This window comes from Kribbella sp. NPDC051936, from assembly GCF_040680955.1.
GTDB lineage: Bacteria > Actinomycetota > Actinomycetes > Propionibacteriales > Kribbellaceae > Kribbella.
The window spans coordinates 213,155-238,274 of the sequence record NZ_JBFAXS010000011.1 but is presented as its reverse complement, the minus strand read 5'-3'; the positions used below and the strand labels follow the sequence as shown (position 1 = coordinate 238,274).

At 69.5% G+C, this 25,120-nt stretch carries 30 protein-coding genes; 10 read left to right on the top strand and 20 right to left on the bottom strand.

The features are described from left to right. Nucleotides 1-3: 3 nt before the first annotated feature. Together AB0L64_RS35465 and AB0L64_RS35460 are read right to left on the bottom strand one after the other, a co-directional pair. A complete protein-coding gene (locus tag AB0L64_RS35465; protein WP_359926263.1) occupies nucleotides 4-522 on the bottom strand; it encodes a SigE family RNA polymerase sigma factor in 519 nt (172 codons plus the stop codon). Nucleotides 523-603: 81 nt separating this feature from the next. Beyond that, nucleotides 604-966 carry a helix-turn-helix domain-containing protein gene (locus tag AB0L64_RS35460; protein WP_363717373.1) on the bottom strand — a complete coding sequence of 121 codons (363 nt, stop codon included), beginning with the start codon at nucleotides 964-966 and terminating at the stop codon, nucleotides 604-606. Between the two features lie 77 nt (nucleotides 967-1,043). Between AB0L64_RS35460 and AB0L64_RS35455 the strand changes: the two genes are divergently transcribed. Continuing rightward, nucleotides 1,044-1,652 (top strand): NAD(P)H-binding protein, encoded by a 609-nt coding sequence (locus AB0L64_RS35455; RefSeq protein ID WP_363717372.1) that lies wholly within the window; start codon nucleotides 1,044-1,046, stop codon nucleotides 1,650-1,652. Nucleotides 1,653-1,734: 82 nt separating this feature from the next. Here AB0L64_RS35455 and AB0L64_RS35450 read toward each other — a convergent pair whose 3' ends face one another. The 10 genes from AB0L64_RS35450 to AB0L64_RS35405 form a co-directional block, all read right to left on the bottom strand. Continuing rightward, nucleotides 1,735-2,853, bottom strand: coding sequence for an aromatic ring-hydroxylating dioxygenase subunit alpha (locus tag AB0L64_RS35450; RefSeq protein WP_363717371.1), 1,119 nt, complete (start codon nucleotides 2,851-2,853; stop codon nucleotides 1,735-1,737). A gap of 40 nt (nucleotides 2,854-2,893) precedes the next feature. Beyond that, nucleotides 2,894-3,304, bottom strand: coding sequence for a PPOX class F420-dependent oxidoreductase (locus AB0L64_RS35445; protein ID WP_363717370.1), 411 nt, complete (start codon nucleotides 3,302-3,304; stop codon nucleotides 2,894-2,896). Between the two features lie 14 nt (nucleotides 3,305-3,318). Beyond that, nucleotides 3,319-3,768: an SRPBCC domain-containing protein gene (locus AB0L64_RS35440; protein WP_359926253.1), complete on the bottom strand. Its 450-nt coding sequence runs from the start codon at nucleotides 3,766-3,768 to the stop codon at nucleotides 3,319-3,321. After that, complete coding sequence (locus AB0L64_RS35435) at nucleotides 3,765-4,115, bottom strand: metalloregulator ArsR/SmtB family transcription factor (protein ID WP_363717369.1); 351 nt, start codon at nucleotides 4,113-4,115, stop codon at nucleotides 3,765-3,767. Before AB0L64_RS35435 ends, AB0L64_RS35440 begins: the two co-directional genes overlap by 4 nt. A gap of 40 nt (nucleotides 4,116-4,155) precedes the next feature. Beyond that, nucleotides 4,156-5,349: a glycoside hydrolase family 64 protein gene (locus AB0L64_RS35430; protein WP_363717368.1), complete on the bottom strand. Its 1,194-nt coding sequence runs from the start codon at nucleotides 5,347-5,349 to the stop codon at nucleotides 4,156-4,158. A 195-nt stretch (nucleotides 5,350-5,544) separates the two neighbouring features. Further along, nucleotides 5,545-6,102, bottom strand: a complete 558-nt coding sequence (locus AB0L64_RS35425; protein WP_363717367.1) for a DinB family protein — start codon at nucleotides 6,100-6,102, stop codon at nucleotides 5,545-5,547. Nucleotides 6,103-6,149: 47 nt separating this feature from the next. After that, the gene (locus AB0L64_RS35420) at nucleotides 6,150-7,319 is read right to left on the bottom strand and encodes a DNA recombination protein RmuC (protein WP_363717366.1); all 1,170 of its coding nucleotides are present in this window, start codon (nucleotides 7,317-7,319) and stop codon (nucleotides 6,150-6,152) included. A 93-nt stretch (nucleotides 7,320-7,412) separates the two neighbouring features. Further along, nucleotides 7,413-8,384 carry a methyltransferase gene (locus AB0L64_RS35415; protein WP_363717365.1) on the bottom strand — a complete coding sequence of 324 codons (972 nt, stop codon included), beginning with the start codon at nucleotides 8,382-8,384 and terminating at the stop codon, nucleotides 7,413-7,415. 31 nt (nucleotides 8,385-8,415) lie between these two features. Then, nucleotides 8,416-9,183, bottom strand: coding sequence for a polysaccharide deacetylase family protein (locus AB0L64_RS35410; RefSeq protein ID WP_363717363.1), 768 nt, complete (start codon nucleotides 9,181-9,183; stop codon nucleotides 8,416-8,418). Nucleotides 9,184-9,257: 74 nt separating this feature from the next. Then, nucleotides 9,258-10,124 (bottom strand): DUF817 domain-containing protein, encoded by an 867-nt coding sequence (locus AB0L64_RS35405; protein ID WP_363717362.1) that lies wholly within the window; start codon nucleotides 10,122-10,124, stop codon nucleotides 9,258-9,260. 67 nt (nucleotides 10,125-10,191) lie between these two features. On the opposite strand from AB0L64_RS35405, the gene AB0L64_RS35400 reads away from it, so the two are divergent. Both AB0L64_RS35400 and ychF read left to right on the top strand, forming a co-directional pair. After that, nucleotides 10,192-10,713 carry a GNAT family N-acetyltransferase gene (locus AB0L64_RS35400; RefSeq protein ID WP_363717361.1) on the top strand — a complete coding sequence of 174 codons (522 nt, stop codon included), beginning with the start codon at nucleotides 10,192-10,194 and terminating at the stop codon, nucleotides 10,711-10,713. 44 nt (nucleotides 10,714-10,757) lie between these two features. Beyond that, nucleotides 10,758-11,834, top strand: a complete 1,077-nt coding sequence (gene ychF / locus AB0L64_RS35395) for a redox-regulated ATPase YchF (protein ID WP_363717360.1) — start codon at nucleotides 10,758-10,760, stop codon at nucleotides 11,832-11,834. 38 nt (nucleotides 11,835-11,872) lie between these two features. Here the strand turns inward: ychF and AB0L64_RS35390 are convergent, their stop codons facing one another. Further along, a complete protein-coding gene (locus AB0L64_RS35390) occupies nucleotides 11,873-12,139 on the bottom strand; it encodes a helix-turn-helix transcriptional regulator (RefSeq protein ID WP_363717359.1) in 267 nt (88 codons plus the stop codon). Nucleotides 12,140-12,184: 45 nt separating this feature from the next. Here AB0L64_RS35390 and map point away from each other — a divergent pair, with 45 nt between their 5' ends. Continuing rightward, on the top strand, nucleotides 12,185-12,955 hold the full coding sequence (gene map / locus AB0L64_RS35385) for a type I methionyl aminopeptidase (protein ID WP_363717358.1): 771 nt from the start codon (nucleotides 12,185-12,187) through the stop codon (nucleotides 12,953-12,955). On the opposite strand, the gene AB0L64_RS35380 is transcribed toward map, so the two are convergent. Beyond that, on the bottom strand, nucleotides 12,939-13,928 hold the full coding sequence (locus AB0L64_RS35380; protein WP_363717357.1) for a WYL domain-containing protein: 990 nt from the start codon (nucleotides 13,926-13,928) through the stop codon (nucleotides 12,939-12,941). The genes map and AB0L64_RS35380 overlap by 17 nt on opposite strands. A gap of 62 nt (nucleotides 13,929-13,990) precedes the next feature. On the opposite strand from AB0L64_RS35380, the gene AB0L64_RS35375 reads away from it, so the two are divergent. From AB0L64_RS35375 to AB0L64_RS35365, 3 genes are read left to right on the top strand one after another with little or no spacing between them, the layout of a single operon-like run. Continuing rightward, nucleotides 13,991-14,959 (top strand): ATP-binding cassette domain-containing protein, encoded by a 969-nt coding sequence (locus tag AB0L64_RS35375; RefSeq protein ID WP_363717355.1) that lies wholly within the window; start codon nucleotides 13,991-13,993, stop codon nucleotides 14,957-14,959. Further along, nucleotides 14,956-15,711 (top strand): ABC-2 family transporter protein, encoded by a 756-nt coding sequence (locus tag AB0L64_RS35370; protein ID WP_363717354.1) that lies wholly within the window; start codon nucleotides 14,956-14,958, stop codon nucleotides 15,709-15,711. The genes AB0L64_RS35375 and AB0L64_RS35370 overlap by 4 nt, the downstream gene beginning before the upstream one ends. Further along, nucleotides 15,708-16,493 carry an ABC-2 family transporter protein gene (locus AB0L64_RS35365; protein WP_363717353.1) on the top strand — a complete coding sequence of 262 codons (786 nt, stop codon included), beginning with the start codon at nucleotides 15,708-15,710 and terminating at the stop codon, nucleotides 16,491-16,493. The genes AB0L64_RS35370 and AB0L64_RS35365 overlap by 4 nt, the downstream gene beginning before the upstream one ends. A gap of 100 nt (nucleotides 16,494-16,593) precedes the next feature. On the opposite strand, the gene AB0L64_RS35360 is transcribed toward AB0L64_RS35365, so the two are convergent. The 3 genes from AB0L64_RS35360 to AB0L64_RS35350 are packed head-to-tail and all read right to left on the bottom strand — an operon-like array spanning nucleotide 16,594 to nucleotide 18,881. Beyond that, nucleotides 16,594-17,487 (bottom strand): aminoglycoside phosphotransferase family protein, encoded by an 894-nt coding sequence (locus AB0L64_RS35360; RefSeq protein WP_363717444.1) that lies wholly within the window; start codon nucleotides 17,485-17,487, stop codon nucleotides 16,594-16,596. A gap of 44 nt (nucleotides 17,488-17,531) precedes the next feature. Beyond that, nucleotides 17,532-18,197, bottom strand: coding sequence for a hypothetical protein (locus AB0L64_RS35355; RefSeq protein ID WP_363717352.1), 666 nt, complete (start codon nucleotides 18,195-18,197; stop codon nucleotides 17,532-17,534). Nucleotides 18,198-18,230: 33 nt separating this feature from the next. Further along, the gene (locus tag AB0L64_RS35350) at nucleotides 18,231-18,881 is read right to left on the bottom strand and encodes a LysE family translocator (RefSeq protein WP_363717351.1); all 651 of its coding nucleotides are present in this window, start codon (nucleotides 18,879-18,881) and stop codon (nucleotides 18,231-18,233) included. A gap of 145 nt (nucleotides 18,882-19,026) precedes the next feature. Here AB0L64_RS35350 and AB0L64_RS35345 point away from each other — a divergent pair, with 145 nt between their 5' ends. Next, the gene (locus AB0L64_RS35345; RefSeq protein WP_359926208.1) at nucleotides 19,027-19,203 is read left to right on the top strand and encodes a DUF5302 domain-containing protein; all 177 of its coding nucleotides are present in this window, start codon (nucleotides 19,027-19,029) and stop codon (nucleotides 19,201-19,203) included. Between the two features lie 64 nt (nucleotides 19,204-19,267). Here the strand turns inward: AB0L64_RS35345 and AB0L64_RS35340 are convergent, their stop codons facing one another. The 3 genes from AB0L64_RS35340 to AB0L64_RS35330 are packed head-to-tail and all read right to left on the bottom strand — an operon-like array spanning nucleotide 19,268 to nucleotide 21,088. Then, nucleotides 19,268-19,684 (bottom strand): SRPBCC domain-containing protein, encoded by a 417-nt coding sequence (locus AB0L64_RS35340; RefSeq protein ID WP_363717350.1) that lies wholly within the window; start codon nucleotides 19,682-19,684, stop codon nucleotides 19,268-19,270. Beyond that, nucleotides 19,674-19,991 (bottom strand): metalloregulator ArsR/SmtB family transcription factor, encoded by a 318-nt coding sequence (locus AB0L64_RS35335; RefSeq protein ID WP_363717349.1) that lies wholly within the window; start codon nucleotides 19,989-19,991, stop codon nucleotides 19,674-19,676. The genes AB0L64_RS35340 and AB0L64_RS35335 overlap by 11 nt, the downstream gene beginning before the upstream one ends. A gap of 32 nt (nucleotides 19,992-20,023) precedes the next feature. Then, on the bottom strand, nucleotides 20,024-21,088 hold the full coding sequence (locus tag AB0L64_RS35330; RefSeq protein ID WP_363717347.1) for a class I SAM-dependent methyltransferase: 1,065 nt from the start codon (nucleotides 21,086-21,088) through the stop codon (nucleotides 20,024-20,026). Between the two features lie 94 nt (nucleotides 21,089-21,182). Here AB0L64_RS35330 and AB0L64_RS35325 point away from each other — a divergent pair, with 94 nt between their 5' ends. Next, a complete protein-coding gene (locus AB0L64_RS35325) occupies nucleotides 21,183-23,873 on the top strand; it encodes an AAA family ATPase (protein ID WP_363717346.1) in 2,691 nt (896 codons plus the stop codon). A gap of 9 nt (nucleotides 23,874-23,882) precedes the next feature. Next, nucleotides 23,883-25,064 carry a cytochrome P450 gene (locus AB0L64_RS35320; protein ID WP_363717345.1) on the top strand — a complete coding sequence of 394 codons (1,182 nt, stop codon included), beginning with the start codon at nucleotides 23,883-23,885 and terminating at the stop codon, nucleotides 25,062-25,064. The last annotated feature ends 56 nt before the right edge of the window (nucleotides 25,065-25,120 follow it).

Sequence of the window (25,120 nt, the reverse complement as noted above, 5' to 3'; positions counted from 1 at the left end):
GCGTCAGCCCTCCTTCTGGGCCGGAGCGGAAATGGCGGCCACCAGGTGGTGTTCGCGGAGTTTGGCCAGTCCGCGCGAGACGTTGGACTTCACGGTGCCGACCGAGCAGCCCATGATCTGCGCGATCTCGGCCTCCGGCAGGTCCTCGAAGTACCGCAGGACGAGCGTCGCGCGGGTCCGGCGGGGGAGCCCGGCGAGTGCCCGCAGCAACAGGTCCCGGTCGTCGACCGAGCCGTACTCCTCCCGGGCCTGCGGTTCGGGCAGCTGCTCGGTCGGTGTCTCGCCGCGCCACTTCCGGCGCCACCACTGCGTGCTGGTGTTCACCATCACGGTCCGGGTGTAGCTCTCCAGAGCGCTGCTGCTGCGCAACGAGTTCCGGTGGAACCACACCTTGGTCAGCGCGGTCTGCACCAGGTCCTCGGCCAGGTGCCATTCACCGGTCAGCAGGTAACCGAACCTCTGCAGCGCGGTGAACCGCCCGTCCACGAACTCGGCGAATTCGTGGTCGCGTCCTGGATCCATTCCAACCCCCATCTCACTCAACTCGGTCAGCCTTGAGATGGCATGACCCGAAGGAAAGGTTGAGTGGCGAGCTGGATCCTCTCAGGCGGTCTCGTCGTACCGCTGCTGGGCCTTGGTGATCGCGGGCATGTGTGTCTCGGCCCAGTCGGTGACGGCGGCGATCGGTGCGGTCAGGGAGGCGCCCATCGGGGTCAGCGTGTAGACCACGCGCGGCGGGATCTCCGGGTAGACCTCGCGGGTGATCAGGCCGTCGCGCTCCATCCGGCGCAGGGTCTGGGTGAGCACCTTCGGCGCGACCCGGCCGATGCCGTCGCGGAGCTCGGTGAAGCGCAGCGGGCCGCCGCGCAGGCTCAGCACCACGAGCACCGTCCACTTGTCGCCGATCCGGTCCAGGATCGCGCGGGTCGGGCAGTTCGGGTCGAAGGCGTCGCCTTTGGTTACCACAAGGTACTTATAGCACGTTGAAGTAGCCAGTTACCAATGGATACCGTCGGTCGCAGGTCAACGGACAAGGAGCAGAGATGAAGATCGCGGTGTTCGGCGCGAGCGGGATGGTCGGCAGCCGGGTGGCGGCCGAGGCAGTGAGCCGGGGTCACGAGGTGGCCGGCGCGACGCGCTCGGGTGGCGAGGTGCCGGACGGCGTCCGCGCGGTGCCGGCGAGCGCGAACGACGTGGCGGCGGCCAAGGAGCTGGCGGCGGACGCGGACGTGCTGATCGCGGCGATCGGGCCGAGCCGGACCGGCGGCGACCACCAGGAGTACCTGGACGCGGTCGACAACCTGATCGCCGCCGTGCGGGGGACGGCGACGCGGCTGCTGGTCGTCGGCGGCGCGGGCAGCCTTGTTGTCAACGGCAACCGGGTGGTGGACGGGCCGGACTTCCCGGCCGAGTACAAGGGCGAGTCGCTGACCGTCTCGCAGGCGCTCGAGAACCTGCGCGCCAGCGACGTGAACTGGACCATGCTCTCGCCGGCGTTCGTGATCGCCCCGGGCGAGCGCACCGGCGTCTTCCGGCTCGGCCAGGACGAGCCGGTCGGCGACCACATCTCCGCCGAGGACTACGCCGTCGCCCTGGTCGACGAGGCCGAGACCGCGGCCCACAACCAGCGCCGTTTCACGCTGGGCTACTGAGCCTGTGGATAACCGAGCCGGCGCTCGGTCGATTCCTTGTACGCTTAGGCCAAAGGAAGAACACGCGCCGCCGCCGCGATCGTTACTGGATGCTGAGAGGCTTACCGAGGTATCCGCGGGCGAGCATCGTCACCCACTGGTAGACGGCGTCCTCCGCGGGCGCCAGCGGTCCGGGACGGAAGTGCGGGGACTCCGCGCCGCGCTGGACCGACTCACAGGCGGCCCAGTCCTCGCGGTTCGTGATGTCCCAGAACTCCACGGCGTACGACGGATCGCTCACCTCGGGGCGGAAGTACCACGAGCACTCGATCGCGGTCAGGCCCGGTGTGCGCGGCTCGAGCCGATGGGTCATGACGTAGTCGGGGTGCAGTGAGATCAGCAGGTTCGGGAACAGCCCGAGGTAGTTGACCTGCCGCGGGTTCACCCCGTCGATCGGTACGCCGAGCGACCGGCCGTCGAGCGACATCGTCTCGGCGTCCGGCCGCAGGTCCATCAGCCCGCCGACCCACGCGCCGGGCAGGTTCCAGTTGTCGCCCGACGTCGGCGGCGACACCTTGCACAGCTCGGGATGGATCAGCGGGCAGTGGTAGCACTCGTGGTAGTTCTCCACGATCGTCTTCCAGTTCGCCGCCACGTCGTACGTGTGCCGCGCCTTCAGCGCCAGCGTTTCCGGCGCATACGGCGCCACCAGGTCGATGATCCCGCCGAGATGGTCCGCGAACGACGCCGCCGTACCGGTTGCGTTCACGAACAGCCAGCCGTGCCACACCTCGGTCGGCAGCTCGACCAGACCATACGGTTCGGTACTGAAGGCGTCGCCCATCCGGGGCGCGGCCTTCACCGAGCCGTCGAGCTCGTACGACCAGCCGTGGTACGGGCACACCAGGGCGGGCCGGCTGCCCGACTCCGCGCGCTCCAGCAACTCGTGTCCGCGATGCCGGCACACGTTGGCGAACGCCCGCGGCACGTCTCCGAACGTGATCACGGTCGCGATGTCGCCGACGGTCACCTCGCGGTACGTCGTACCGTCGGAGAGCTCGTCGACGCGGCCGAGGCAGCTCCAGGTGCCTGCGAAGAAGTGCCGGCGTTCCCAGGCGAGCACCTCCGGATCGACATACGCCGCCCGCGGCAGCATGACGGACTCGCCATGCGGCCGCAGCGCGGCTTCCAGGGCGCGTGCGTCGAGGGGAGGATTCGCCATTCCCCAACTATCGAGCGTGCCTGACCGGCTTGCCCAGTGATCAGTCGGAGAAGGTGCCGACCAGGCGCTGCGGGGTGATGCGGACGACCATCCGCACCACCTCCGGTGGCAGCTCCAGGTACTCGGCTCCGGAGCCAGGGCCCTCGTACTGCTCGGCCAGCGTGACGGCCAGCCTTCGGCCGGGATCCTCGGCCACCGTCGCGGTACCGCGCACCTCCAGGTACCGCAACGGGTTGGAGCGGTCGTAGACCGTCAGGCTGACCCGGCCGTCGCGCTGGACGTTGGTGACCTTGCGGCGGCCGGCTGCTGATGAGATCAGCAGGTCGTCACCGTCCCGGCCGACCCAGACGACGGAGGTCTGGGGACTGCCGTCAGGATTCAGCGTGGCCAGTACGCCGGGATTCACGTCGTCCAGGAGCCGGTGAGCGGCGTCGTTCAACTTGATGGTCACGCGGGCGACTCTAGCTAGCGTGCGTGTTCGACGTACTTGCCCAGTACGTAGTCCCAGCCGGTGTCGTAGCTGAGCCGGGCCCGGCCGCCGTCACCGCGGCGCTCCCAGCCCGAGTGAACGAGCTGGACCTGCGTGCCCTCACCGGTCGCCTCGAACGTCACGGTGACCTGCCCGGCTTCCGACGGATCCTGGCCGGGATGCCAGCTGAAGCTCAGCGACGCCGGCGGTTCCCAGTGCGACAGCGTGCCCCAGGTCGCGATCTCGCCGTCGGCGCCGTACTCGACGATGCGCCCGCCGACGGCGCCTTCCAGCCGGACCTCGTTCGCCGCCGCCGCGCCGACGGAGTGGCTGAACAGCGGCCACCACGCCGACGTCTCCGCGGTGAACGCCTCGAACGCCCGGTCCACCCCGACCGGCACGACCACGGTCTTCACCAGTGGTGAGATGTCTTGTTCCACAGTCATTCCCGTTCCTCCTCGGTCCGCTTGACCGTCCGCTGCACATGGTCGGCGTACGCCTGCAGCGCGTCGCCCCAGAACCGGTCGAGCCAGCTGCGCAGCTCGTCGAGACCTGCCTGGTGGACCCGGTAGATGTTCCGGGTCCCGCGCGACTCGTGCTGCACCAGACCGACCGCGCCGAGCACCTTCAGGTGCTGCGAGATCGCGGGCCGGCTGACGGGCACGCGCTCGGCCAGTACGCCGACCGAGCACGGCCCGCCGGTGCGCAGCGTCTCGAGGATCACCCGGCGCGTCGGGTCGCCGAGCGCGTCCAGCACCGGTCCGGCGGCGTCGAGTGATCCGTAAGTTCCCACGAACGGTAAGCTGCCACTAACCAACGAAGGAGTCAAGCCCTCAGCTGAACGGATCCAGGATCAGTCCGGCCTGTTGCGGGTTCCCGTCGTGGACGAGCGCCTCGTGGTTGCCGACGTCGTCGAAGGCGAACCCGTACGCGTGACTGTCGGCCATCTGGGAGTGGATGATCTTCGAGTACTGGTTGGTGACCGCGTCCTGGTAGAAGTTCGCGTCGCTCGGATCCGGCTGGTTCGGGTTCGTCAGCAGGGTGGAGCGGTTGTAGCCCGCGCACAGGGTGCGGGAGATCGGGCCGCGGACCTGGTCGTTCGGTGCGTCGAGCAACTTGAAGCAGCCGAACACGCTGGCCGAGTCCGGTTTCTGGAACGAGGTGACGACGGCGCCGGAGCTGTTCGTGAAGTTCATGACGCCGCCGGACACGCGACCGAAGTACTTCGTGTTCGGCTGGTCGCCGAACGGCGTGACCGTCAACGTCTCCGAGCTGTACTTCGACCAGACGCGGTTGATGTAGTCGTCCATCGTGCTCGCCGGAAGCGCTCCGGTCTCGACGCCGTACAGCGGCGAGAGCGCGCGGAGGACCGAGCCGTCGGGCGCCGTCTGGATCAGTCCGCCCCAGCCGCCCGAGGTGTTGCGGAGCGTGTTGTAGACGGCGTTGTAGCCGCCGGGCTTGAGGTGGCCGGTGGTCTTCGTGGTCCCGTCGGCGCCCTTCACGCTGACGGCGTACGGGGCGGAGACCATGTCGACCTGCGTGCTGTTGATCCACAGGCCGCCGTCGTTGAGCGTGTACTCCGACCAGTGGAACAGGATGTTCCGGTTCGGGTCGCTCGGGTTCTGTACGGCGGGCTGGACCAGGCCGCCCGTGGTGAGTTTGAAGACGAGTTTCTGGCCGTAGGAGAAGTAGACGCGGCCGGAGAACTTCGGCATCTGGATCGTCGTCGACTGACCGTTGGCTGGGCCCTGGATCGAGGCGTCCGGCGCCGGGGTCGGCGGGTTGCCGCCGGCCGGCCAGGCGTGGAAGGCGCCGGACGCGTCCGCCCAGCCCTGCTGGCCGGTGGCCAGGTTCGTGCCCAGGTTGTAGATGTAGACCGGGTCGCCGCGACCCGAGTTGTTCGTGATCGTCAGCGGGATCGTCGCCGGCACAGCCGCGTCCGCCGGCCGGTCCGGGATCGCCGACAGCACCCCGGCCACAGCCACCGCAGCCGCGACGACACCCAGCACTCTGCTTCTGAAGCGCATCTCGTTTCTCCTCACGTCGCCTGAGAGAGCGCTCTCATCGTTCCGTGAGGAGACCACTGACTGTCAACAGCTCGCTACTGTCGGCTTTCCGACAGGGTGGGCCCGGATCGCCGGGCCATCACAATCGCCGGGTAGGCGAGGCTGCCGCGCTCAGATGCGCCGAGTGGAAGCGGTTGTGGTGGCCTGCAGATCCGCTCAGGACGGCGGGATGCCTTCGCCGGTGAGGCCGTCGATGGATTCGCGGATCAGGTCGGCGTGGCCGGTGTGGCGGGCGTACTCCTCGATCAGGTCGACGAGGATGTAGCGCAGGCTCGGCGAGGCGCCGCCGCGGCCCGTCCAGTTGGCGAGCTGGTCCACACCGCCGACGGCGAGGACCTCGGCGACCGCGGCGCGGGATCGGACGACGGCTGCCTCCCAGAGCGCCATCAGTTCCTCGGGGGAGTCGTCGGCCGCGCTGCCCCACTCCCAGTCCGGGTCCGCGTCCCAGTCGACCGTGTCCCACGGCGCCCCGAGCTCCCTGCCGAGCAGTCGGCGGGTGAAGTAGTCGTCCTCGACCAGCGCCAGGTGCTTGAGCAGCCCGCCGAGGGTCACCGTCGACGGCGGGTGCTGTTTCTTCAGACCCGCAGCGTCCAGCCCGCCGCACTTCCACGCGAACGTCCGGCGGTTGCGCTCCAGCGCCCCGAGCAGCGTGTCGACCTCGCTTCCGGCGACGGGCGGCTCGGCGAGCGGTTCGGTCTGGGTGACATCGTTCATGGCGAGCACGCTAGCCCAGGTTCCGGACGATCAGCGTCCGGAACTGGTCAGCCCGTCTGGGACGGTGGCCACCTTCGTGTCGTCGGCGACTCGTCGAGCGCCACGAACTCGGGTGCGGTGAGCGGACGCACGGACGCCTCGATCGACTCCATCGCGGTCAGCTCGGCCTCGGTGACGTGCAGGTCGCGGAGTTTGCGCGCGGTGATGAACACCCGGCGCTCGAACGAGCCGACCGTCCCGTTGTAGGCCTCGACCGCGGACGTCAGCGAGCGCCCGACCCGCCCGAGATGGTCGCCCATCGTGCCGAGCCGTTCGTACAGCTCGCGGCCGAGCTCGAAGACCTGCTGGGCGGACTCGGTCAGCGCCGACTGGTTCCACGCGTACGCCGCCGCGCGGAGGGTGGCGATCAGCGTCGTCGGCGTCGCGAGGATCACCCGGCGCTCGGCGGCATACTCGAGCAGGGCCGGCTCGACGTCGAGCGCCGCGGACAGGAACGACTCGCCCGGCACGAACAGGATGACGAACTCCGGCGACGGCGAGAGCCGTGTCCAGTACGCCTTCGAGGCCAGCTGGTCCACGTGCGTCCGCAGGTGCCGGGCGTGCGCCCGCAGCCGGTCCTCGCGGTACGCCGCGTCGTCGGACTCGCTCGCGTCCAGGAACGCCGCCAGCGGCACCTTCGAGTCGACGACCAGGTTCTTGCCCTCGGCAAGTCTCACGACGAGGTCCGGCCGCAGCACACCGTCCTCGCCGAACGTCGTCGTCTGCTCGGTGAAGTCGCAGTGCGCAACCATCCCGGCGAGCTCGACGGTCCGGCGCAGGTGCAGCTCGCCCCACCGGCCGCGCACCTGCGGCTTGCGCAGCGCGGTCGACAGCGACGCCGTCTCGCGGCGCAGCGCCTCGCCACTCATCCGCACCTCGTTCACCTGCTGATGCAGCTGGCTCTGCCAGGCGGCGCGGCCCTGCTCGAGCTGGTTCAGCTGCGCGTGCAGGCGATCGAGAGCTTCCTTGACGACGGCCTGCCCGCCCATCTGCTGCCCGACGCTGGTGCGCTCCTGGGTCAGCTCGACGACCCGGTCCTCGGCCGCGTCACGCTCGGCGGTGATCCGCGCCAGCGCGGCGCCGTCCCGACCGCGCACCCACAGCACGCCGAACACAGCACCCAGCAGCAGCCCCACCACGAGGAAGAGCAGGATCAGCAACACCGTCGTACCCGTCATGTCACAGATAGTGCCGAACCCCGCCGACAGTTTTGGGCAGATCGGGCCCGGAGTTCCGGGAAAGTACCGGAAGAAGTCCGGTTCGGTTCCGGATCAGCGAGCGGCGGCCTCGATGACGAACGTCGTGCTCGCGGTGGCGACGGTGCCGACCAGGTCCAGGCCGGCGGCCGCGAGCAGCGCGGCGTACTCGTCCGTCGTACGCTCGCGGCCGCCGGTCATGATCAGCATGTTCAGGTCGGAGAACGCCGTCCGCACCGGATCCGGCGAGCGGTCCAGCAACTGCTCGACGAGCAGCACCCGGCCCTCGGCGGGCAGCGCGTCCCGGCAGTTGCGCAGGATCGCGATCGACTCGGCGTCCGCCCAGTCGTGGATCACCGACTTCAGTACCAACGCGTCCCCGGCCGGAACGCTGTCGAAGAAGTCGCCGCCGACCACCTGGAACCGGTCGGTCGACGCCCCCGCCACGACCTCGGGCTGGTCGAAGAGCACGCCCTTGACCGCCGGGTGGCGCTCGAGGATCCCGAGCAGCAACCGGCCGTGCCCGCCGCCGACGTCCACCACGGTGCCGTAGCGGCCGAAGTCGTACGCCGCGACGACCGCGTCGGTCACCGCGTCCGCCATCGACGTCATCGCCGCATCGAACGCGTCCTGTTCCTCAGGATGCCTGGCGCGGTACTCCCACACCGGCTCGCCGTGCACGATCGAGAATGCCGTCTCGCCGGAGCGAACGCTCTGCTCCAGGGCGGCCTGCGTCTGCCAGTAGGAGCCCGTCCCGATGAACCGCGCCCATCCGGCGATCGAGCGTGGCGCGTCGACCCGCAGTGCCGCGCCGAGCTCGGTGTTCGCGAACGTGCCGCCGTCGTCCGTGTAGAGGCCGAGCTCGGTCAGCCCGCGCATGAGCCGGGCCAGCGACGGTGCGTCGGCGCCGGTCGACTGCGCGAGCTCGGACAGGGTCTGCGGGCTGGTGGCGAGCACGTCGCTGATCCCCAGCCGGGCGGCGACCGAGATCGCCTGCGACACCTGGTACCCGCCGATCAGGCGGAGCAACTCCCGGGAAGCGTCCATGGCCCATGGTGCACCCGGGAGGGCCGGCCGGTCAGCAGTTCATCGCGGGGAACGAGTAGCCCTGCGCCTTGAGCAGCGGGAGGACCTTGTCCAGGGCGGCGACGGTCTGCGCGCGGTTTCCGCCGCCGTCGTGCATCAGGATGATGTTGTGGTTGTGCGCGTGGGTGAGGATGTTGTGCACGATCGCGTTCGTCCCCGGCCGGGCCCAGTCGCGCGGGTCGACGTCCCACAGCACCTGGACCATGCCGGCCGCCAAGATGTCGGCGCGGACCCTCGGGTTCGAGGCGCCGTACGGCGGGCGGAAGCAGCTCGACTCCGGCCCGTCGAAGATCTCGTGGTGCCGCTTCGCGGGCGAGACCGCGGTCAGCTGGGCGTGCGTGATCGAGTGGCTGCCGATCGTGTTGCCGGCAGCAAGCACCTGCTCGCGCACCCCAGGGTGCGCGGTCTGCATCGAGCCGAGCTCGAAGAACGTCGCGTGCGCCCCGTGCTTGGCCAGGACCTGCAGGACCTTCGGGGTCCAGACCGGATCCGGCCCGTCGTCGAAACTGAAGAACAGAACCTTCTTGTTGCCGGTGGCAAGCGCTGCGGTCGGATCCGGCGCCGGCTTGCGCGGCTTCGACGGCGGCGCGTTCAGCGTCGGCGTCTCGGTCGGTGCCGGGACCGGGGTCGCCGTGGTCTGCGTGGTGGCTGCAGCCGGTCGTGGCTGCTCTTCGTGCCCGAGCGCCAGGACCAGCAACGAACCGGCGACGACAACCAGCGCCACTCCGGTCGCGACGAATGCTGCGAACTTCCGGGACATGACTTCCCCTTGCAGATCAGGCGGATCTTCCCCAGTTGCGCCCCCTCAGGCGCCCTCACACAAGGGAAGACGCCTTACGCCTCAGGCTGGTTGGCGCTGCTGTGTTGCGGTGAGATCTCGACTGTCGCGGCGCCGCCGCGGTGGTACAGCCGGCCCTCCAGCGACTTCACGCTGGCGACCAGCACGAAGCTCATGCTGACCAGCAACGACCAGGCGCCGAACTTCGCCGGATGCACGAGCCGCCACACACTCACCTGGTCCGGATAGTTCCACGCGTCGAGGAACGTGCCGAAGTTCTCCGCGATCCACAGGAAGAACCCGATCAGCGCGAACGACAACGCCAGCGGCATCCGGTACCGCCGGACGCCGACGGTGAAGAAGACCCAGGTATCACGCAGTACGACGAGCAGCGCGAGCGTGATCGGGATCCGCAGGTCGGGGATCCAGTGATGGGTGAAGAAGTTCGCGTAGATCAGCACCGCGCCGATCGTGGTGAGCACCGGGCGGTAGTTGCTGACCCGCAGGTCGAAGCGTCGCCAGGCCTGGCAGATGTAGCTGCCGACCGCGGCGTACATGAACCCGGCGAACAGCGGCACCCCGGCGAACTTCGTCACCGCGTCGCCCGGGTACTGCCACGAGCCGACCCGGACCTTGAACAGCTCCAGCCCGAGCCCGACCAGGTGGAAGCCGAAGATCACCGCCACCTCCCGCCACGTCTCCAGCCGCACCAGCCAGAACAGCAGCGTCAGGCCGAGGCAGTAGATCAGCAGGGCGTCGTACCGGGCGATCGGCAGGGCGACGTACTTCGAGATCGCCAGCCCCGCGAACAGGAACGCCGGGAACAGGCACGACACCACCTCCAGCCACCCGAAACGCAGGAACTGCAGGCATCCGAACACGAAGCGTGAGGGCAGTCCGATCCGGTCGGTCCATGTGGTCACAGACTGGAGACGTTCCTTGCGATCGCCTGGTTGGGCCGAATATGAACAGCCTTGGGAGGTGGCGGGGATGGTGGTGTTCGAGACGGACCGGGTGCTGGTGCGCGAGTGGTCGGAGGCCGACGGCGACCGCGTGTTCGACATCTACCGGCGCTGGGAGGTGTCCCGGTGGCTGGGCGCCGAGCCGCGGGTGATGAGCGACCGCGGGGCCGCGTCGAAGGCCATCCAGCGCTGGAACGAGCGCAGCCGCGAGGCGCCGTACGGCGTCTGGGCGGTGGAGGAGCGGGCCACCGGGACGATCGCGGGGACCGTCCTGCTGGCGCCGCTGCCCGAGCCGACGGACGGGACCGCGGGGCGCGGCGAGGTCGAGGTCGGCTGGCACTTCCACCCGGACGCGTGGGGCCGCGGCCTGGCGACAGAGTCGGCGCGGGGCGCGATCGAGCGCGGGTTCACCGCGGGGATCGGCCAGATCTACGCGGTCGTCCGCCCGGACAACGTCGCGTCGCTGGCGGTCTGCAACCGGCTCGGCATGCGCCCGATCGGCCGCACGCACCGCTGGTACGGCGCCGCGCTGGAGGCCTTCCTCATCTAGCCGGATTGGGGTAGTTGGGGTTCCCCCGCGTAACCTTGACGCCCGTGGCACTCACCATCGGAATCGTCGGGCTCCCGAACGCGGGCAAGTCCACCCTGTTCAACGCACTGACCAAGAACGACGTGCTCGCCGCGAACTACCCGTTCGCGACCATCGAGCCCAACGTCGGCGTGGTCGGCGTCCCGGACCCGCGGCTGGCCAAGCTCGCCGAGCTGTTCCGTTCGCAGAAGGTGATTCCCGCCACCGTGCAGTTCGTCGACATCGCCGGCATCGTCCGCGGCGCGTCGGAGGGCGAGGGGCTGGGCAACAAGTTCCTCAGCCACATCCGCGAGTCGGACGCGATCTGCCAGGTCACCCGGGTGTTCCGCGACGACGACGTCACGCACGTCGACGGCAAGGTGTCGCCGGCCGACGACATCTCCACCATCCAGACCGAGCTGATCCTCGCCGACCTGCAGACCGTCGAGAAGGCGATCCCGCGGCTGGAGAAGGAAGCCCGGCTGAAGAAGGAGAGCGCCGTCGTCCTGGAGGCGGTCCGGGAGGCGCAGAAGCATCTCGAGGCCGGGACGCCGATCATCGCCACCGACGTGGACCGCGACGCGATCCGCGAGCTGATGCTGATGACCGCCAAGCCGTACCTGTACGTCTTCAACTGCGACGCCGACGAGCTGGCCGACGAGGACCTCAAGCAGAAGATGCGGGACCTGGTCGCGCCCGCCGAGGCGATCTTCCTGGACGCCAAGTTCGAGGCCGAACTGGTCGAGCTCGGCGACGAGGACGAGGCCCGCGAGATGCTGTCCGAGATGGGCATCGACGAGCCCGGTCTCGACGTCCTCGCCCGGGTCGGGTTCGACACCCTCGGCCTGCAGACCTACCTGACCGCAGGCCCGAAGGAGTCCCGCGCCTGGACGATCAAGCGCGGCGCCACCGCCCCCGAGGCCGCCGGCGTCATCCACACCGACTTCCAGCGCGGCTTCATCAAGGCCGAGATCGTCTCGTACGACGACCTCATGGACGCCGGCTCCATGAACGCCGCTCGCTCGGCAGGCAAGGTCCGCATGGAAGGCAAGGACTACATCATGCAGGACGGCGACGTCGTGGAGTTCCGCTTCAACGTCTGAGGCGGAAGCGTCGGATGGACCCGGAACTGCTTCGATGCCTAGGAGACGAGTCGGTTCGTTTCCGGCTGGTTGATTTCGGACCAGAGGGTGTCGAGGGAGAGGTCCAGGACGTCGGCGATGGCGGCGATGGTGGGGAAGGCGGGGGTGGCTACCCGGCCGGACTCGATTTTGCGGAGGGTTTCGGGGGAGACGCCGGCGTCGAGGGCGGTCTGGAGCATCGAGCGGGTGCCGCGGGCGCGGCGGAGCAGCGCGCCGAGGCGTTCGCCGCGCTCGACTTCTGCGGGGGTGAGCGGCAGCCTGACCATGGTCCGATGATAGTACCGGGATAGTTTGGCCGGTATAGTTATTGCATGATCGAGATCTTGGACAGCCGGCAGCTGGCGCAGGCGAAGGAGACCGGCGCGCTGGTCGGGGGCATCCTGCAGACGTTGAAGAGCCGGACCGGCGTCGGGACGAATCTGCTGGATATCGACCAGTGGACGAAGGGCCTGATCGCGGACGCCGGCGCGCAGTCCTGCTACGTCGACTACGAGGCGTCGTTCGGGCGCGGGCCGTTCGGTCACTACATCTGTACGGCGGTCAACGACGCCGTGCTGCACGGGAAACCGTCCGACTACCAGCTCGCCGACGGTGACCTGCTGACGCTCGACCTCGCGGTGCTGCTGGGCGGTGTCGCGGCGGACGCGGCGATCAGCTTCGTCGTCGGCGAATCGAAGGCGCCCGAGGACCTCGCGATGATCGACGCGACCGAGCGCGCGCTGGCCGCGGGCATCGCCGCTGCCAGGCCCGATGCCCGGATCGGTGACATCTCGCGAGCGATCGGGGATGTGCTGAGCAAGGCCGGGTATCCGATCAACACCGACTTCGGCGGTCACGGCATCGGGTCGACGATGCACCAGGACCCACACGTCTCGAACACGGGTCGTCCTGGGCGCGGCTACAAGCTTCGTCCCGGTCTGCTGCTCGCCCTCGAGCCGTGGGTCATGCAGGACACCGCCGAGCTCGTCACAGACGAGGACGGGTGGACCCTCCGCAGCGTGACCGGCTGCCGCACCGCCCATACCGAACACACCATCGCCATCACCCCCGACGGCCCCGAGATCCTCACTCGCGCGAAGTAGGCCGATGGGTCGCCGTGATCGCCCGGGCGGCTTCTCCCACCAGCGTGACGAGTTCCGGGGGTGCGATGACCTGGGCGGCGCCGGCTTGGGCGAGGACGGCGGCGCAGGCTTCGTGGGGGTTTTCGAGGTCGGTGTGGATGATCCACCAGTTGTTGTCGACGGGGAGCATCGGTTGGAGGGGGCGGAAGCGGCGGACGGCGTGGTCGCGGACCTTCAGGACGATCGGGTACGTCGGGCGTGAGGCCTGGAACTCGCGCTGCGCTCGGGCCCAGTACGTCGCCAGGTCGAAATCGGCCGGCCGCGTGAAGGTGTCGTCTGTGAGCTCGGCCGAGGTAAGTCGCGACAGGCGATAGGTGCGCAGCCGGCCGTCGGTGCGGGCAGCGACCAGGTACCAAGTACGCGCTTTCGCCACCAGCCCGAGCGGCGCCACGACGAACGGCCCACGACGCCGCCTATCGCGGTCGGGCGTCGCGCCGTCGCCTGCCGCTGTGGTGTCGCCGTACGTGATCTGCAGGTGGCGTTCTTCCCAGACGGCTTGGCGGCAGAGGTCCAGCCAGCGGGGGGTTTCGCGGCGGTCGTCCCAGCCGGCGTGGTCGATGAGGAGACGTTGGCGGGCGTACTCGGCCTCGCGTCGGGTGCCGTCGGGCAGGGACGCGATCAGCTTGGTCACGGCCAGTTCGCTGGAGGCGTCGAGGCCGAGGTCGGCGAGGACGTGTGCGGTCGCGCCGACGAACACCGACATGACCTCCGACGGCGTCAGCCCGGTCAGCCGGCTGCGGTAGTCCGGCAGCATCGTCCACCCGCCGCCCCGGCCGCGGATCGAGTACACCGGCACCCCGGCGAGGCTGAGCGCGTCCAGGTCGCGCTGGACCGTCCGTGGCGACACCTCGAGCGCGGTGGCCAGTTGCGCGACCGTCGACCGGCCGCGTGTCTGCAGGTGCAGCAGCAGTCGGAGGAGCCGCTCGGCGCGCATCTTCCGACTATCTCAGGAAAACAAGCCATCAGCTGTCGTCTTTGCTTCCTACGGTCGGGCCCATGAGTGCAGTCGAGGTGGAGAACCTCTCGATGTCCTACAAGGCCCCGGTGCGCAAAGGCGGGCTCCGCGCGGCCCTCGGATCGCTGGTAAGCCGTGAGTACAAGACCGTCCAGGCCCTCGATCAGGTGTCGTTCACGATCGCCCCGGGTGAGGTCGCCGGGTTCATCGGGCCGAACGGCGCGGGCAAGACCACGACGATGAAGATCCTGTCTGGGATCCTCTACCCGACCGGCGGCGAGGTCCGGGTCCTCGACCACGTCCCGTGGCAGCGCCGCTCCACGTTCCTGAAGCGGATCGCGTTCGTCCGCGGCAGTCAGCCGGTCGGCGGCTCGCAGGAGCTGACCGTGATGGACTCCCTGGAGTACCAGCGCCTGCTGTACGACGTGCCGCGCGCGACGTTCCGCCGTACCCTCGCCGAACTCGAAGCGCTGCTCGACCTGGAGCCCCTGCTGGAGCGCCAACTCCGCGCGCTCAGCCTCGGCGAGCGGATGCGCGTCGGCCTCGCGATGGCGCTGATCTATCGCCCTGAGGTGCTGTTCCTCGACGAGCCGACGATCGGCCTCGACGTCAGCGCCGCGAGACTGATCCGCGAGTTCGTGCGCGAGTACGTCGAGCAGACCGGCGCGACTGTCCTGCTGACCAGCCACTACATGGCCGACGTCGCGTCGCTGTGTCCGCGTCTGATCCTGATCGACCACGGGCAGGTCCAGTACGACGGCCCGCTGGCGGAACTGTCCGCGCGCCTGTCGCCGTACAAGCTGATCCGGATCTCCGCAGCGCAGGATCCGTCGGCGTTCGGGGAGGTGGTCGAGAAGGCCGACGGCCAGTGGGTTCTGCGTGTGCTGCGGGACGAGGTCGCGGGCACGACGGCGCGGTTGCTGCAGGCGCTGGAGGTGGTGGATCTCGCCGTGGAGGAGCCGCCGCTGGAGAAGGTCATCGACCAGGCGTACCGGGAGGGGCTGCGATGAGAACCGCCGTACTGCTGGGGTTCCGGCTCCGCCAGGAGGTGCTGGAGTGGTCCGGCGCGTGGTGGTTCCTGCTGACGCTCGTCGTGCAGGCGGTGGTCGCGCCGCTGATCGGGCTGTTCGTCTGGTCGGCGGTCTCTCCGGACGATCCGGCGATCGGGCGGTACTACACCGCGGTCATCCTGGTGACGCTGATGACCGAGTCGTTCGAGCAGCACACGTTTTCCGAACGGATCTACAACGGCACGCTCAGCCACGAGTTGCTCCGGCCGCAGCCGGTGGTGATCGGCGTGATCGGGATGAACCTCGCGATCCGCGCCTGGCTGACGGTGCTCGGCGCACCGATCGTGCTGCTCACCGGGATCGCCTTGCAGGTGGGCTTCGAGTGGCCGGCCGTGCTGCGGAGTACGCCGTACCTCGTGCTCGCCGCGGTCCTCGTTTTCCTCTCAACGTTCCTGTTGTCGCTGACCGCGTTCTGGACGGATCGGGTGCATGCCGTGGTCGGGTTCGGCAGCCAGTTGGTGTTCTTGTTCGGCGGTACGGCGGCGCCGATCGCGCTGCTGCCGGACGGGTTGCGCCGGGTCGCGGAGGTGCTGCCGTTCTACGGGATGATCGGTCTTCCGGCGGAGATCGCCGCCGGAACCCGAGCTGGTGGATCGATGCTCTACCAGCTGGCGTGGGTGGTCCTCCTGGTCGGCGTGGTCGCGGTTCTGTGGCGGGCCGGCGTCCGGCGGTACACGGCGGTGGGCTCGTGAAACTCCTTCGTCTGCTGGCGGCAGGCTTCTCGATGTCGCTGCGCCGGAGCGTGGCGTTCCGCGTCAACCTCGTCTTCGACGTGCTGCTGGCGTTCACCGGCCTGAGTACGGCGATCGCGGCCGTGCTGATCGTGTTCACCCGGGCCGACACGCTGGCGGGGTGGTCGAAGGCGGAGTTCCTGGTTCTGATCGGGACGTATCAGCTGATCACCGGGCTGCGGACGACGTTCATCGATCCGAACCTGTCGTGGTTCCCCGAGTCCGGCATCCGCAACGGGAAGCTGGACGGCTATCTGGTGCAGCCGGCGTCGAGTCTGTTCCTGTCCAGCCTGTCGCAGTCGTCGCCGCTGCAACTGATCCAGGTCGTGCTCGGTGTCGGTGTGCTGAGTTGGGGGATCGGAGTGGCTGATCGGCCGCCGAGCGCGGGCGGTGTGGTGAGCTGGTTGGTGCTTGTCGTGGCGGGAACGGTGGTGACGTGGGCGTTGAGCGTACTGCTGGCCTGCCTGGCATTCTGGGCGCCGAAGCTGCAGTTGGACGTCTTCTACCACTCGGCCTGGCAACTCGGCCGTTACCCGACAGACGTCTTCGCCCGCCCGCTCCGCGTCCTCCTCACCTACGTCTTCCCGATGGCGCTGATCGCGAGCGTCCCCTCATCCGCACTGCTCCACGGCGCCCAACCCTCGACAATCCTCGCCGGCGTCACCGCTGCAGCCGGCACCGGCGCGGTGGCATTCCTGACCTGGCAAGCAGGCCTGCGGCGCTATACCGGCGCAACGTCGTGACGCTCTCGACAGGACGTGTGCCTCGATTCGGGGGTGATTCGGCGTCGGCTCAGGCGTGCGGGCGGATATACGTACAGACGTACGTCCTGTCGAGAGTGCTCTAGCGTCGGGCCGCCTCGAGCAGGGCGGTGAGGGTGTGGTGGGCGGTGCGGGACATGACGGGGTTGGTGTCGACGTAGTACCAGAGGCAGCCGATGGCCTGGGCGAACGACCAGCCCATGCCACGGCGCCACTCGTTCTCGCCGCTGCCGAGCGCCGTGCGGAACGCCGCGCGGGCGGTGGGATCGAAGAGGTTCCAGGCGGGCTGCAGATCCATCGCCGGATCCGAGACCGTGAACATGCCGACGTCGATGACTCCGGCCAGCCGGCCGTTGTCGGCGAGCAGGTTGCCGGGCATCAGGTCGCGGTGCGTCCAGGCGTCCGGTTCGGTGCGCGGCGTCGTCCGCAGGTCGGCCCACAGCTTGGTGAGCGCGTCCACGTCGATCGTCCCGCGACTGCGCTCCAGGCAGTCCGCGACCCACTCGTCCTGTGACGTCAGCAGCCCGCCGCGCCACGCGCCCGTGAACACTCGCCCCTCGGTCGGCTGCGCCCGCAACGCGAGCACGAACCGCGCGAGATCCTCGGCGAAGGCGGACGACCCGGCGACGTCGGCGTCGTACGCGATGGTGCCGTCGACCCAGGTCTGCACGGCCCAGGGCAGCGGGTACCCGGCGGTGGGTTCGCCGATCGCGACCGGCTCCGGCGTCGGGTACGGCGACATCGCGTGCAGTCGCCGCGCGGCCTCGGCCTCGCCCTCGAGCTCTCGCCGGACGTCTGCCGCGTCACCGGGCTGGATCGGCAACCGCGCCGCCAGCCCGTCGCCGATCCGGAACACCGCGTTGACCGTCCCGTGCGAAACAACGGCGCGCACCGCGAGGCCGCTCCAGTCCGGGAACTGCTCCTTGACGAGCCCTTCGACCAGCTCGACCGTCACATCCAGTTGTCCCTCGTGCATCACGCCCAGAAGTATCCGGGAGCCCCACGAGCCCCGCACACGATTTAGACCAGGACTGCAGGGGCGACCCGCGCCGAGCCGATGCCGCGGTCCGGCTTGCCGAGCCGGAACCGGACCTTCCCCTTCAGCACGGTCCCGGACTCGGCCTGGCCGTCGACGAGCTGCTCGCCGGGGAACAGCGTGAACGTCCACCGCTCGTTGTGCTCCCAGTCCGGCGGTGTCGCGCCGCACTGCAGCACCCGCGCGCCCCAGAGCTGACGGGTCATCCACTGCCGCGTGTCCTGGCCGTCCACGACGAAGTGGTCCGACGCGATCACGTCGTTGTAGCTGCCCAGCGACGGTCCGTACGAACCGATCACGCTCACGACCAGCTGCCACGGCCCGTCGTTTGGCAGCGCGACGCCTGCGGGCAGGCGCTCGTCGAACACGTCAGGTGCGGTCAGTTCGCGCGGCAGCGGCCGCCGGGTGTCGAGCCTCGACGGGTCCGGGACGAGCAGTACGCCGTACTCGACCTCGTCGGCGAAGCGCGCCGCGGCGAAGTGCTCGGTCAGCACACGCGTCGCGTCCTCGGCGCGTTGCCAGGAGAACGTGTCGAGCAGGTACTCGCGGGTGATCGCGGGCAGGCCGCGGTCGCGCACGAGGGCGGCGACCGGCGGCGCGTTCCAGGCTGCGACGAGGCGATCGAGTGACGAGGCAACGAAATCGTTCATCCCGGGCCACGCTAGCGAGCGGCCCGGACACTTTCAGTGCGTCGGCAGCGGGCGGGCGCGGTCGGTGGCCAGCCGGACCGCGAAGACCGCGAGAGCGGTCCCGGTCAGGTAGCGGTGGATGCGCATCCAGGTCGGACGGCGGGACAGGAAGACGGCGACCGATCCGGCGGTGATCACGAAGACGGCGTTCATCACCACGCCGACGGTGAGCTGGCCGAGGCCGAGGATCAGACTCTGCAGGCCGAGATGCCCGCGGGACGGGTCGAGGAACTGGGGCAGCAGCGAGATGTAGAGGATCGCGATCTTCGGGTTCAGCAGGCAGGTGAGCAGGCCCATGCCGAACAGCTTGCGCGGGCGGTCCGGCTCGAGCTCCTGGGTCGCGAACACCGACGTACCGCCCGGGCGGAAGGCCTGCCAGGCGAGCCACAGCAGGTACGCCGCGCCGGCCAGTTTCAGCACCACGTAGATCTCGGGAACCAGCGCGAAGAGCGTGGCGAGGCCGGCGCTTGCCGCCAGCAAGTACGTGAGGAAGCCGAGCCCGACGCCGGCCAGCGAGATCAGCCCGGCGCGGCGGCCCTGCGCGATCGAGCGCGAGATCAGGTAGATCATGTTCGGTCCGGGCACGATCACCAGGCCCAGCTCGACCAGGGCGATCCCGAGCAGTGCCTCACTACTGACCAGCATTCCGTGTCCCTCCCTCGGCGTCCTCCGAACCTAACAGCGCCGCCGGGGCCGCCCGGGGGGATTTCCGCGAACTGGTATTCCACTCGCACCCACGCTCACCCTCGGTTAGCGTGGGTGCGTACGCCTACGGTTTGAAGGAGACGGTATGAGCGACAAGTCCAGCGAGCCGGCGGACGATCTGCAGAAGAAGTTTCGCGAGGCGCTCGAGAAGAAGAACGCCGGGAACCACTCGCACCCCGGCAGCGGGGTCCGGGGCTCGGGCGTCGGCGAAGCGCACAACGACAAGCAGAAGCGCCAGTTCCGGCGCAAGTCCGGCAGCTGAGTAACCGCCAAACTGTCCATCCATCCGCATGAGCCCCGGGTTGCCGCCCGGGGCTCGACTCTTGTCAGACCCGGACGCCGAGGACCGCGGCCAGGCGCTCCACCTGCGGGTCCCAGCCCATCCGGTGGTTCGCGGCGTCCTCGGCCGTCGCGAAACCGGTGTGGCTGAGCAGCATCCGGGTGCCGTCGGCGACCTCGGCGAGCTCGACCTCGACCCGGGTCGGCTCGTCGTCGGTGCCGTCCCACTTCCAGCTGAAGACCAGCCGGCGCGGTGGATCCACCTCGAGGTACGTGCCCCGCACCACGTGCGGGCCCATCTCCACGACGTACGAGCCGCCGGCCCGGACGTCGGCGTCGACCTTCAGCTCGAGCTTCGGGTTCGGGCAGTACCACCGGGCCAGCAGATCGGGCCGCGTCCAGGCGTCGTACACCTTTCCGATCGTTGCCGGGAGCACTCTTTCGATCCGGATCTCAGTGTCCATCGCCATCCCCTCGCAGAAGCTCTTCCAGCCGGTCAACGGTGCTGTTCCAGTACGTCGTGAGGTCGCCGAGCCACTGCTCGACCTCCGCGAACGCCTCCGGCCGCAGCGAGCACACCACGGTCCGGCCGACCCGCCTCCGGCTCACCAGGCCCGCGTCGACCAGCACTCCCACGTGCTTGGTCATCGCCGGCGCGGTGAGCCGGTGCGGCTCGGCGAGCTCGCCCATCGTGGCGTCGCCCTGGCTCAGCCGGCCGACGACGGCCAGCCGGGTCGGGTCCGCAAGCGCTCCGAAGGTTCTGCTCAGCACCGCATTACTTCACCAACTGGTGAACTGTTCTGTCAAGGGCGGACCTCGAAGACCAGGTTGAACGGCGTCTGCGCGACGATGCGGAACCGGCTGAACCCGGCCGCCTTGGTGACGTCCTGGATCCGGGCCGGGCCGGCCTGGGTACCCAGTGCCAGACCCACCGGCTGCGACAGCGAGGCCGGCGTGCACAGCAGCGTGGAGAAGCCGTAGTAAGCCCGGCCGACCGGGTTGAGGTTGTCCTCGACGCGGTCGCCGGCCATCGGCTCGACCAGCATCCACGCGCCGTCCGGTGCGAGCGCCTCACGAACGTGCCGGGCCGCGCCGACCGGGTCGCCCATGTCGTGCAGGGCGTCGAACGTGGTCACCAGGTCGAACCCCGATCCGCTGAACCGGTCCGCGGCCGCGACCTCGAAGGTCGCCCGGTCGGATACTCCGGCCTCGGCCGCGTGCTGCCGGGCCGTCTCGATCGACTCCTGGTGGTAGTCCGAGCCGACGAACGTGGACCGCGAGAACGCCTCGGCCATCAAGATCGTGGACGCGCCGTGCCCGCAGCCGATGTCGGCCACCTTCGCGCCGCGCTGCAGCTTGTCCACCACTCCGTCGAGAGCGGGCAGCCAACTGGGCAGCAGGTTGGCGTTGTACGACGGCCGGAAGAACCGCTCGCACCCGACATGTACGTCGGAGGTGTGCTCGTGCCAGCCCACGCCGGCGCCGCTGCGAGCCGCCTCGATCGTCTCCGTGGTGTGCTGCACGGTGCCGAGCGCGATCTGGAAGAAGCCGGGCAGGTACGCCGGGCTCGTCGGATCGGTCAGCGCCACGGTCTGCTCCGGCGGCAACGTGAAGCGCCCGGTACTGGCGTCGTACTCGACCAACCCGCCGGCCGCCTGGGCGTTCAGCCACTCCCGCGTGTAGTGCTCGTCGGTACTCGTCCGCTCGGCGAGCTCGGCCGGCGTGGCCGCGCCGTGGTCGGCCAGTGCCTGGTAGTAGCCGAGCCGGTCGCCCATCACGACCAGGGCCGCGTTCAGCGTCGCCCCCACCTCGTCGACGGCCTTGTAGACCAGCCCCATCAGCTTGTCGACGTCGATTGCAACAGTCATGCTCTTTCTCCCCCTAGCTGTTCGGTACCCGCGAACCTAGGGAGCGGAGCCGGACCATCGCATCAGGTGGGGCACCTGGTGCACACTGCGAGACATGCTCATCGGGCGGGACGCGGAGCGCCGGGTGATCGAGCAGCTGGTCGCGGGGGCGCGGGTCGGAGCCGCAGGCGTACTGCTCGTCACCGGCGAGCCCGGTATCGGCAAAACCGCCCTGCTGAACGAAACTGCCGCCGTGGCCCACGGGCTGCGGATCCTGCGCGCCCGCGGCACCGAGGCCGAACGCGAGGTGCCGTTCGCCGCCCTGCTCCAGCTCCTGCGTCCGGCACTGGGCGGCCTCGACCGCATCCCGGGACCGCAGCGATCAGCTCTCGCCTCGGCGCTGGCGCTCGGACCTGACGCGGCGCGCCCTGCGGACCGATTCGCTGTCGGAGCCGCGACGCTCAGCCTGATCTGCCGGTACGCCGAGAGCGCGCCGCTCGCACTGCTCATCGACGACGCGCATCTGCTCGACCGTCCGTCGGCAGAGGCCCTGTTGTTCGCAGCGCGCCGTCTGGTGGCCGATCCGATCGTCCTGCTGATCGCGGCTCGTCTGGGCGAGCCGCACCCGTTCGAGGCTGATCTGCCACGGCTGCACCTGCAGGGGATCGGGCTGGATGCCGCGCGGCAGGTCGTGCAGCATCTGCCGGGCGATCTGATCGAGCAGCTGCATCAAACAGTGGCAGGCAACCCGCTGGCGTTGCTGGAGCTCGCTGACGATCCGGACCGCTTGCAGCGGATACCGCCCGGGGTGCCGTTCCCGGTACCGACGATGCTCGCCGAAGCCTTTGCCAGCAGGGCGAACCGGCTGAGCGCGGCTGCCCGTACGGCGCTGCTCGTCGCGGCACTGGACGACTGCGAACTCGCAGCGGTGTCCCGCGGTTGCGCCGAGCTCGGCGTGGACGTGGCAGCACTGGAGGAGGCCGAAGCTGCCGGTCTGGTCGCCATTCGTGACGGTGAGGTCCAGTGGCGGCATCCGCTGGTCCGCTCCGCGATCTACGCGAGCGCCGACCCGGCAGAACGTCGTACGGCGCACCGCGCGGTGGCTGTGGCCACACCGGACCCGGACCGACGGGCCTGGCACCTGTCCGAGACGGTCCTCGGCGCTGATGACGAGGTGGCGGCCGGACTGGACGTTGCGGCCGAGCACGCGGCGGCTCGTGGTGCACACGCGGTCGCTGCGACGGCGTACGAGCGTGCTGGACGGCTGAGCCAGCGGCCTCCCGACCGTGCGATCAGACTGGTCGCGGCCGGTGAAGCGGCCTGGTCGGCGGGGCTCGCGGAGTGGGCCGAGACGTTGCTGGGTGACGCGCTGACCCTCCGTCCGCCGTCGCCGGTGCGGATTCGCGCGCAGGAGGTTCGGGGCGACATCGAGGTGAAGTGCGGATCGCCGCGCCGCGCCCGCGACATCCTGGTCGCGGCCGCCGCGGAGTCCACCGACCCCGCCGTTGCGATCGTACTGCTCGCCGATGCGGTCGGTGCCTGCTTCCGGTTGTGTGACGCGACCGCCGGGCTGGAGGTGGCCTATCGCCTCGACAGTCTGCTGCCGGCCGTCGATCGGCCCGGTCCGCGCATCATCGGCCTGCTGGCGAGCGGAGTCGCCAAGGTGCTCGCCGGAAGCGGTGGCACGGACCAGATCCGCGCGGCGATCGCGCTGGCGCCGTCCGACGAGCTGGACCGGGACCGCCGTCGCCAGGTGTGGATGGTGCTGGCCGCGCTGTTCCTGCGGGAGACAGGGACCGGTCGCACGCTCTTGCAGCACGCGATGCTCGAGCGGCGTGAGCAGGTCGCCCTGGGGACGTTGCCCGGCCTGCTGTTCGTGCTGGCGCGCGACGATGCGACTACCGATCGCTGGGCCGACGCCGAGGCGTCGTACGACGAGGGGATCCGGCTGTCGCGGGAGACCGGTCAAACGACTGAACTGGCGATGAACCTGGCCGGACTGGCGTGGCTGATGTCGCACCAGGGCCGAGTCGAGTGCCAGGAACTCGCCGAGGAGTGTCTACGGATCTGTGCGGCACAAGAGATCCATCTCGGCACCGTGTGGTCGTTGTTCGCGCTGGGGGACCTTGAGTTGGGCCGTGGTGATCCGGCCGCGGCGCTACCGCAGTACGAGCGTCTGGTCGACGTACTGGCCGAGTACGAGCTGAAGGACCCGGACCTCTCGCCTGCACCGGAGCTGGTTGAGGTGTACCTGCGGTTGGGGCGAGTGGAAGACGCACAGCGAGCGGTGCTCAAGCACTCGGCGCTGGCTGAAGCCAAAGGACAGCCATGGTCGTTGGCTCGGGCGGCCAGGGCGCGGGGCGTGGTCGGAGACAGTGAGTCCGACTTCGTGCTGGCGCTCGGGTGGCATGAGGAGACACTGGACGCCTTCGAGCTGGCCAGGACCCGGCTGGCGTACGGCGCGTGGCTGCGGCGGGTACGGCGACGCGTGGACGCCCGCACCCAGCTGCGACTCGCAGTGGAGGGTTTCGACGCACTCGGTGCGCTGAGGTGGGCCGATCAGGCAGCGGCCGAGCTCAGGGCGACGGGGGAGACCGCGCGGCGTCGTGTGCCGAGCACAGCCGACGAGTTGACGCCGCAGGAGCGCCAGATCGCCGTACTGCTCGTGGACGGGAACAGCATCCGGGAGGCGGCGGCCCGGTTGTTCCTGAGCCCGAAGACTGTCGAGTACCACCTGCGCAAGGTCTACGCGAAGCTCGGCATCCACTCCCGCACCGAACTGACCGAGCACCTCGGCCGACCGTAGGCTGGCCGCATGCGGCAGCCGTTCACGGAAACCAGCGGAATCGCCCGGCACTGGGGCTTCGAGGACCTGGCGGCCACGGGACCCGTGCAGCGGATGATGTTGTTCACCGGCGTACCGGTCCAGCTCGTCACCGGGTACGCCGAGACACGCGAGCTGCTCGCGCATCCGGACGTGGTGCGCTCGCCGATGGACGGCCCGCACCGCGACACGGTCATGGACGACCTGATCGCGCGCACCGAGCAGCACATGCTCGGCGCCAACCCGCCCGACCACACCCGGCTGCGCAAACTCGTCACCGCCGCCTTCACCCGGCGCCGGATCGAGGCCCTCGAGCCACGGATCCGCGAGATCGCGTCCGGTCTGCTCGACGAGATGGCAGCCGCGACCGGGCCGGTCGACCTGGTGAACGCGTACAGCTACCCGCTGCCGATCACCGTGATCTGCGAGCTGATCGGCATCCCCGCGGTCCGGCGCGACGACTTCCGCCGCTGGTCGTCGGTGTTCGTGAACGCGGCCGTGTACACCGCGGAGGAGTACGTCGACGCGGTCACGTCGATGCTCGGATTCGTCCACGAGCTGATCGTCCAGAAGCAGCAGGCGCCGACCGGCGACCTGCTGTCCGGCCTGATCGCGGTCCGCGACGGCGGCGACAAGCTCAGCGAGGACGAGCTGACCTCGATGGTGTTCCTGCTGCTCGCCGCCGGCCACGAGACGACGGTCAGCCTGATCACGAACGGAGTCCACGCTCTGCTCCGGCATCCCGACCAGCTCGAGCTGCTCGCGGCCGAGCCGGAGCGGCTGCCCGCGGCCGTCGAGGAACTGCTGCGGTACGACGGCCCGTTGCAGGCCGCGATCCCGTACATCGCCAGCGCCCCGATCGACATCGCCGGGACCCGGATCGAGGCCGGCGAGGTGATCGTGTTCGCGCTCCTCCCGGCCAACCGCGACCTCCGCAAGGTGGAGCGGCCGGACGAGCTGGACATCACCCGGGCGGACACCGCACACCTCGCGTTCGGGCACGGTATCCACCACTGCCTCGGCGCTCCGCTGGCTCGTTTGGAGGGCCGGATCGCGCTCGGCATGCTGTTCGAGCGATTCCCGCGGCTGCGGCTCGCCGTACCCGCGCAGGATCCGCCGCGGCACCCGAGTCTGCTGATGAACGCGATCAGCGAACTCCCCGTGCTGCTCTGACCGCAGTGGGTGGCGCAGCTTGAACATCGGATGAAGCGCAGCTGAATCACACCGAT

Excerpts from the sequence above, each read along its gene's own strand:
- AB0L64_RS35465 (WP_359926263.1), bottom strand. The coding sequence starts at position 522 with ATGGATCCAGGACGCGACCACGAATTCGCCGAGTTCGTGGACGGGCGG.
- AB0L64_RS35455 (WP_363717372.1), top strand. The coding sequence starts at position 1,044 with ATGAAGATCGCGGTGTTCGGCGCGAGCGGGATGGTCGGCAGCCGGGTG.
- AB0L64_RS35450 (WP_363717371.1), bottom strand. The coding sequence starts at position 2,853 with ATGGCGAATCCTCCCCTCGACGCACGCGCCCTGGAAGCCGCGCTGCGG.
- AB0L64_RS35440 (WP_359926253.1), bottom strand. The coding sequence starts at position 3,768 with ATGACTGTGGAACAAGACATCTCACCACTGGTGAAGACCGTGGTCGTG.
- AB0L64_RS35430 (WP_363717368.1), bottom strand. The coding sequence starts at position 5,349 with ATGCGCTTCAGAAGCAGAGTGCTGGGTGTCGTCGCGGCTGCGGTGGCT.
- AB0L64_RS35425 (WP_363717367.1), bottom strand. The coding sequence starts at position 6,102 with ATGAACGATGTCACCCAGACCGAACCGCTCGCCGAGCCGCCCGTCGCC.
- AB0L64_RS35420 (WP_363717366.1), bottom strand. The coding sequence starts at position 7,319 with ATGACGGGTACGACGGTGTTGCTGATCCTGCTCTTCCTCGTGGTGGGG.
- AB0L64_RS35415 (WP_363717365.1), bottom strand. The coding sequence starts at position 8,384 with ATGGACGCTTCCCGGGAGTTGCTCCGCCTGATCGGCGGGTACCAGGTG.
- AB0L64_RS35410 (WP_363717363.1), bottom strand. The coding sequence starts at position 9,183 with ATGTCCCGGAAGTTCGCAGCATTCGTCGCGACCGGAGTGGCGCTGGTT.
- AB0L64_RS35400 (WP_363717361.1), top strand. The coding sequence starts at position 10,192 with ATGGTGGTGTTCGAGACGGACCGGGTGCTGGTGCGCGAGTGGTCGGAG.
- AB0L64_RS35390 (WP_363717359.1), bottom strand. The coding sequence starts at position 12,139 with ATGGTCAGGCTGCCGCTCACCCCCGCAGAAGTCGAGCGCGGCGAACGC.
- map (WP_363717358.1), top strand. The coding sequence starts at position 12,185 with ATGATCGAGATCTTGGACAGCCGGCAGCTGGCGCAGGCGAAGGAGACC.
- AB0L64_RS35380 (WP_363717357.1), bottom strand. The coding sequence starts at position 13,928 with ATGCGCGCCGAGCGGCTCCTCCGACTGCTGCTGCACCTGCAGACACGC.
- AB0L64_RS35375 (WP_363717355.1), top strand. The coding sequence starts at position 13,991 with ATGAGTGCAGTCGAGGTGGAGAACCTCTCGATGTCCTACAAGGCCCCG.
- AB0L64_RS35370 (WP_363717354.1), top strand. The coding sequence starts at position 14,956 with ATGAGAACCGCCGTACTGCTGGGGTTCCGGCTCCGCCAGGAGGTGCTG.
- AB0L64_RS35360 (WP_363717444.1), bottom strand. The coding sequence starts at position 17,487 with ATGCACGAGGGACAACTGGATGTGACGGTCGAGCTGGTCGAAGGGCTC.
- AB0L64_RS35355 (WP_363717352.1), bottom strand. The coding sequence starts at position 18,197 with ATGAACGATTTCGTTGCCTCGTCACTCGATCGCCTCGTCGCAGCCTGG.
- AB0L64_RS35350 (WP_363717351.1), bottom strand. The coding sequence starts at position 18,881 with ATGCTGGTCAGTAGTGAGGCACTGCTCGGGATCGCCCTGGTCGAGCTG.
- AB0L64_RS35345 (WP_359926208.1), top strand. The coding sequence starts at position 19,027 with ATGAGCGACAAGTCCAGCGAGCCGGCGGACGATCTGCAGAAGAAGTTT.
- AB0L64_RS35340 (WP_363717350.1), bottom strand. The coding sequence starts at position 19,684 with ATGGACACTGAGATCCGGATCGAAAGAGTGCTCCCGGCAACGATCGGA.
- AB0L64_RS35330 (WP_363717347.1), bottom strand. The coding sequence starts at position 21,088 with ATGACTGTTGCAATCGACGTCGACAAGCTGATGGGGCTGGTCTACAAG.
- AB0L64_RS35325 (WP_363717346.1), top strand. The coding sequence starts at position 21,183 with ATGCTCATCGGGCGGGACGCGGAGCGCCGGGTGATCGAGCAGCTGGTC.
- AB0L64_RS35320 (WP_363717345.1), top strand. The coding sequence starts at position 23,883 with ATGCGGCAGCCGTTCACGGAAACCAGCGGAATCGCCCGGCACTGGGGC.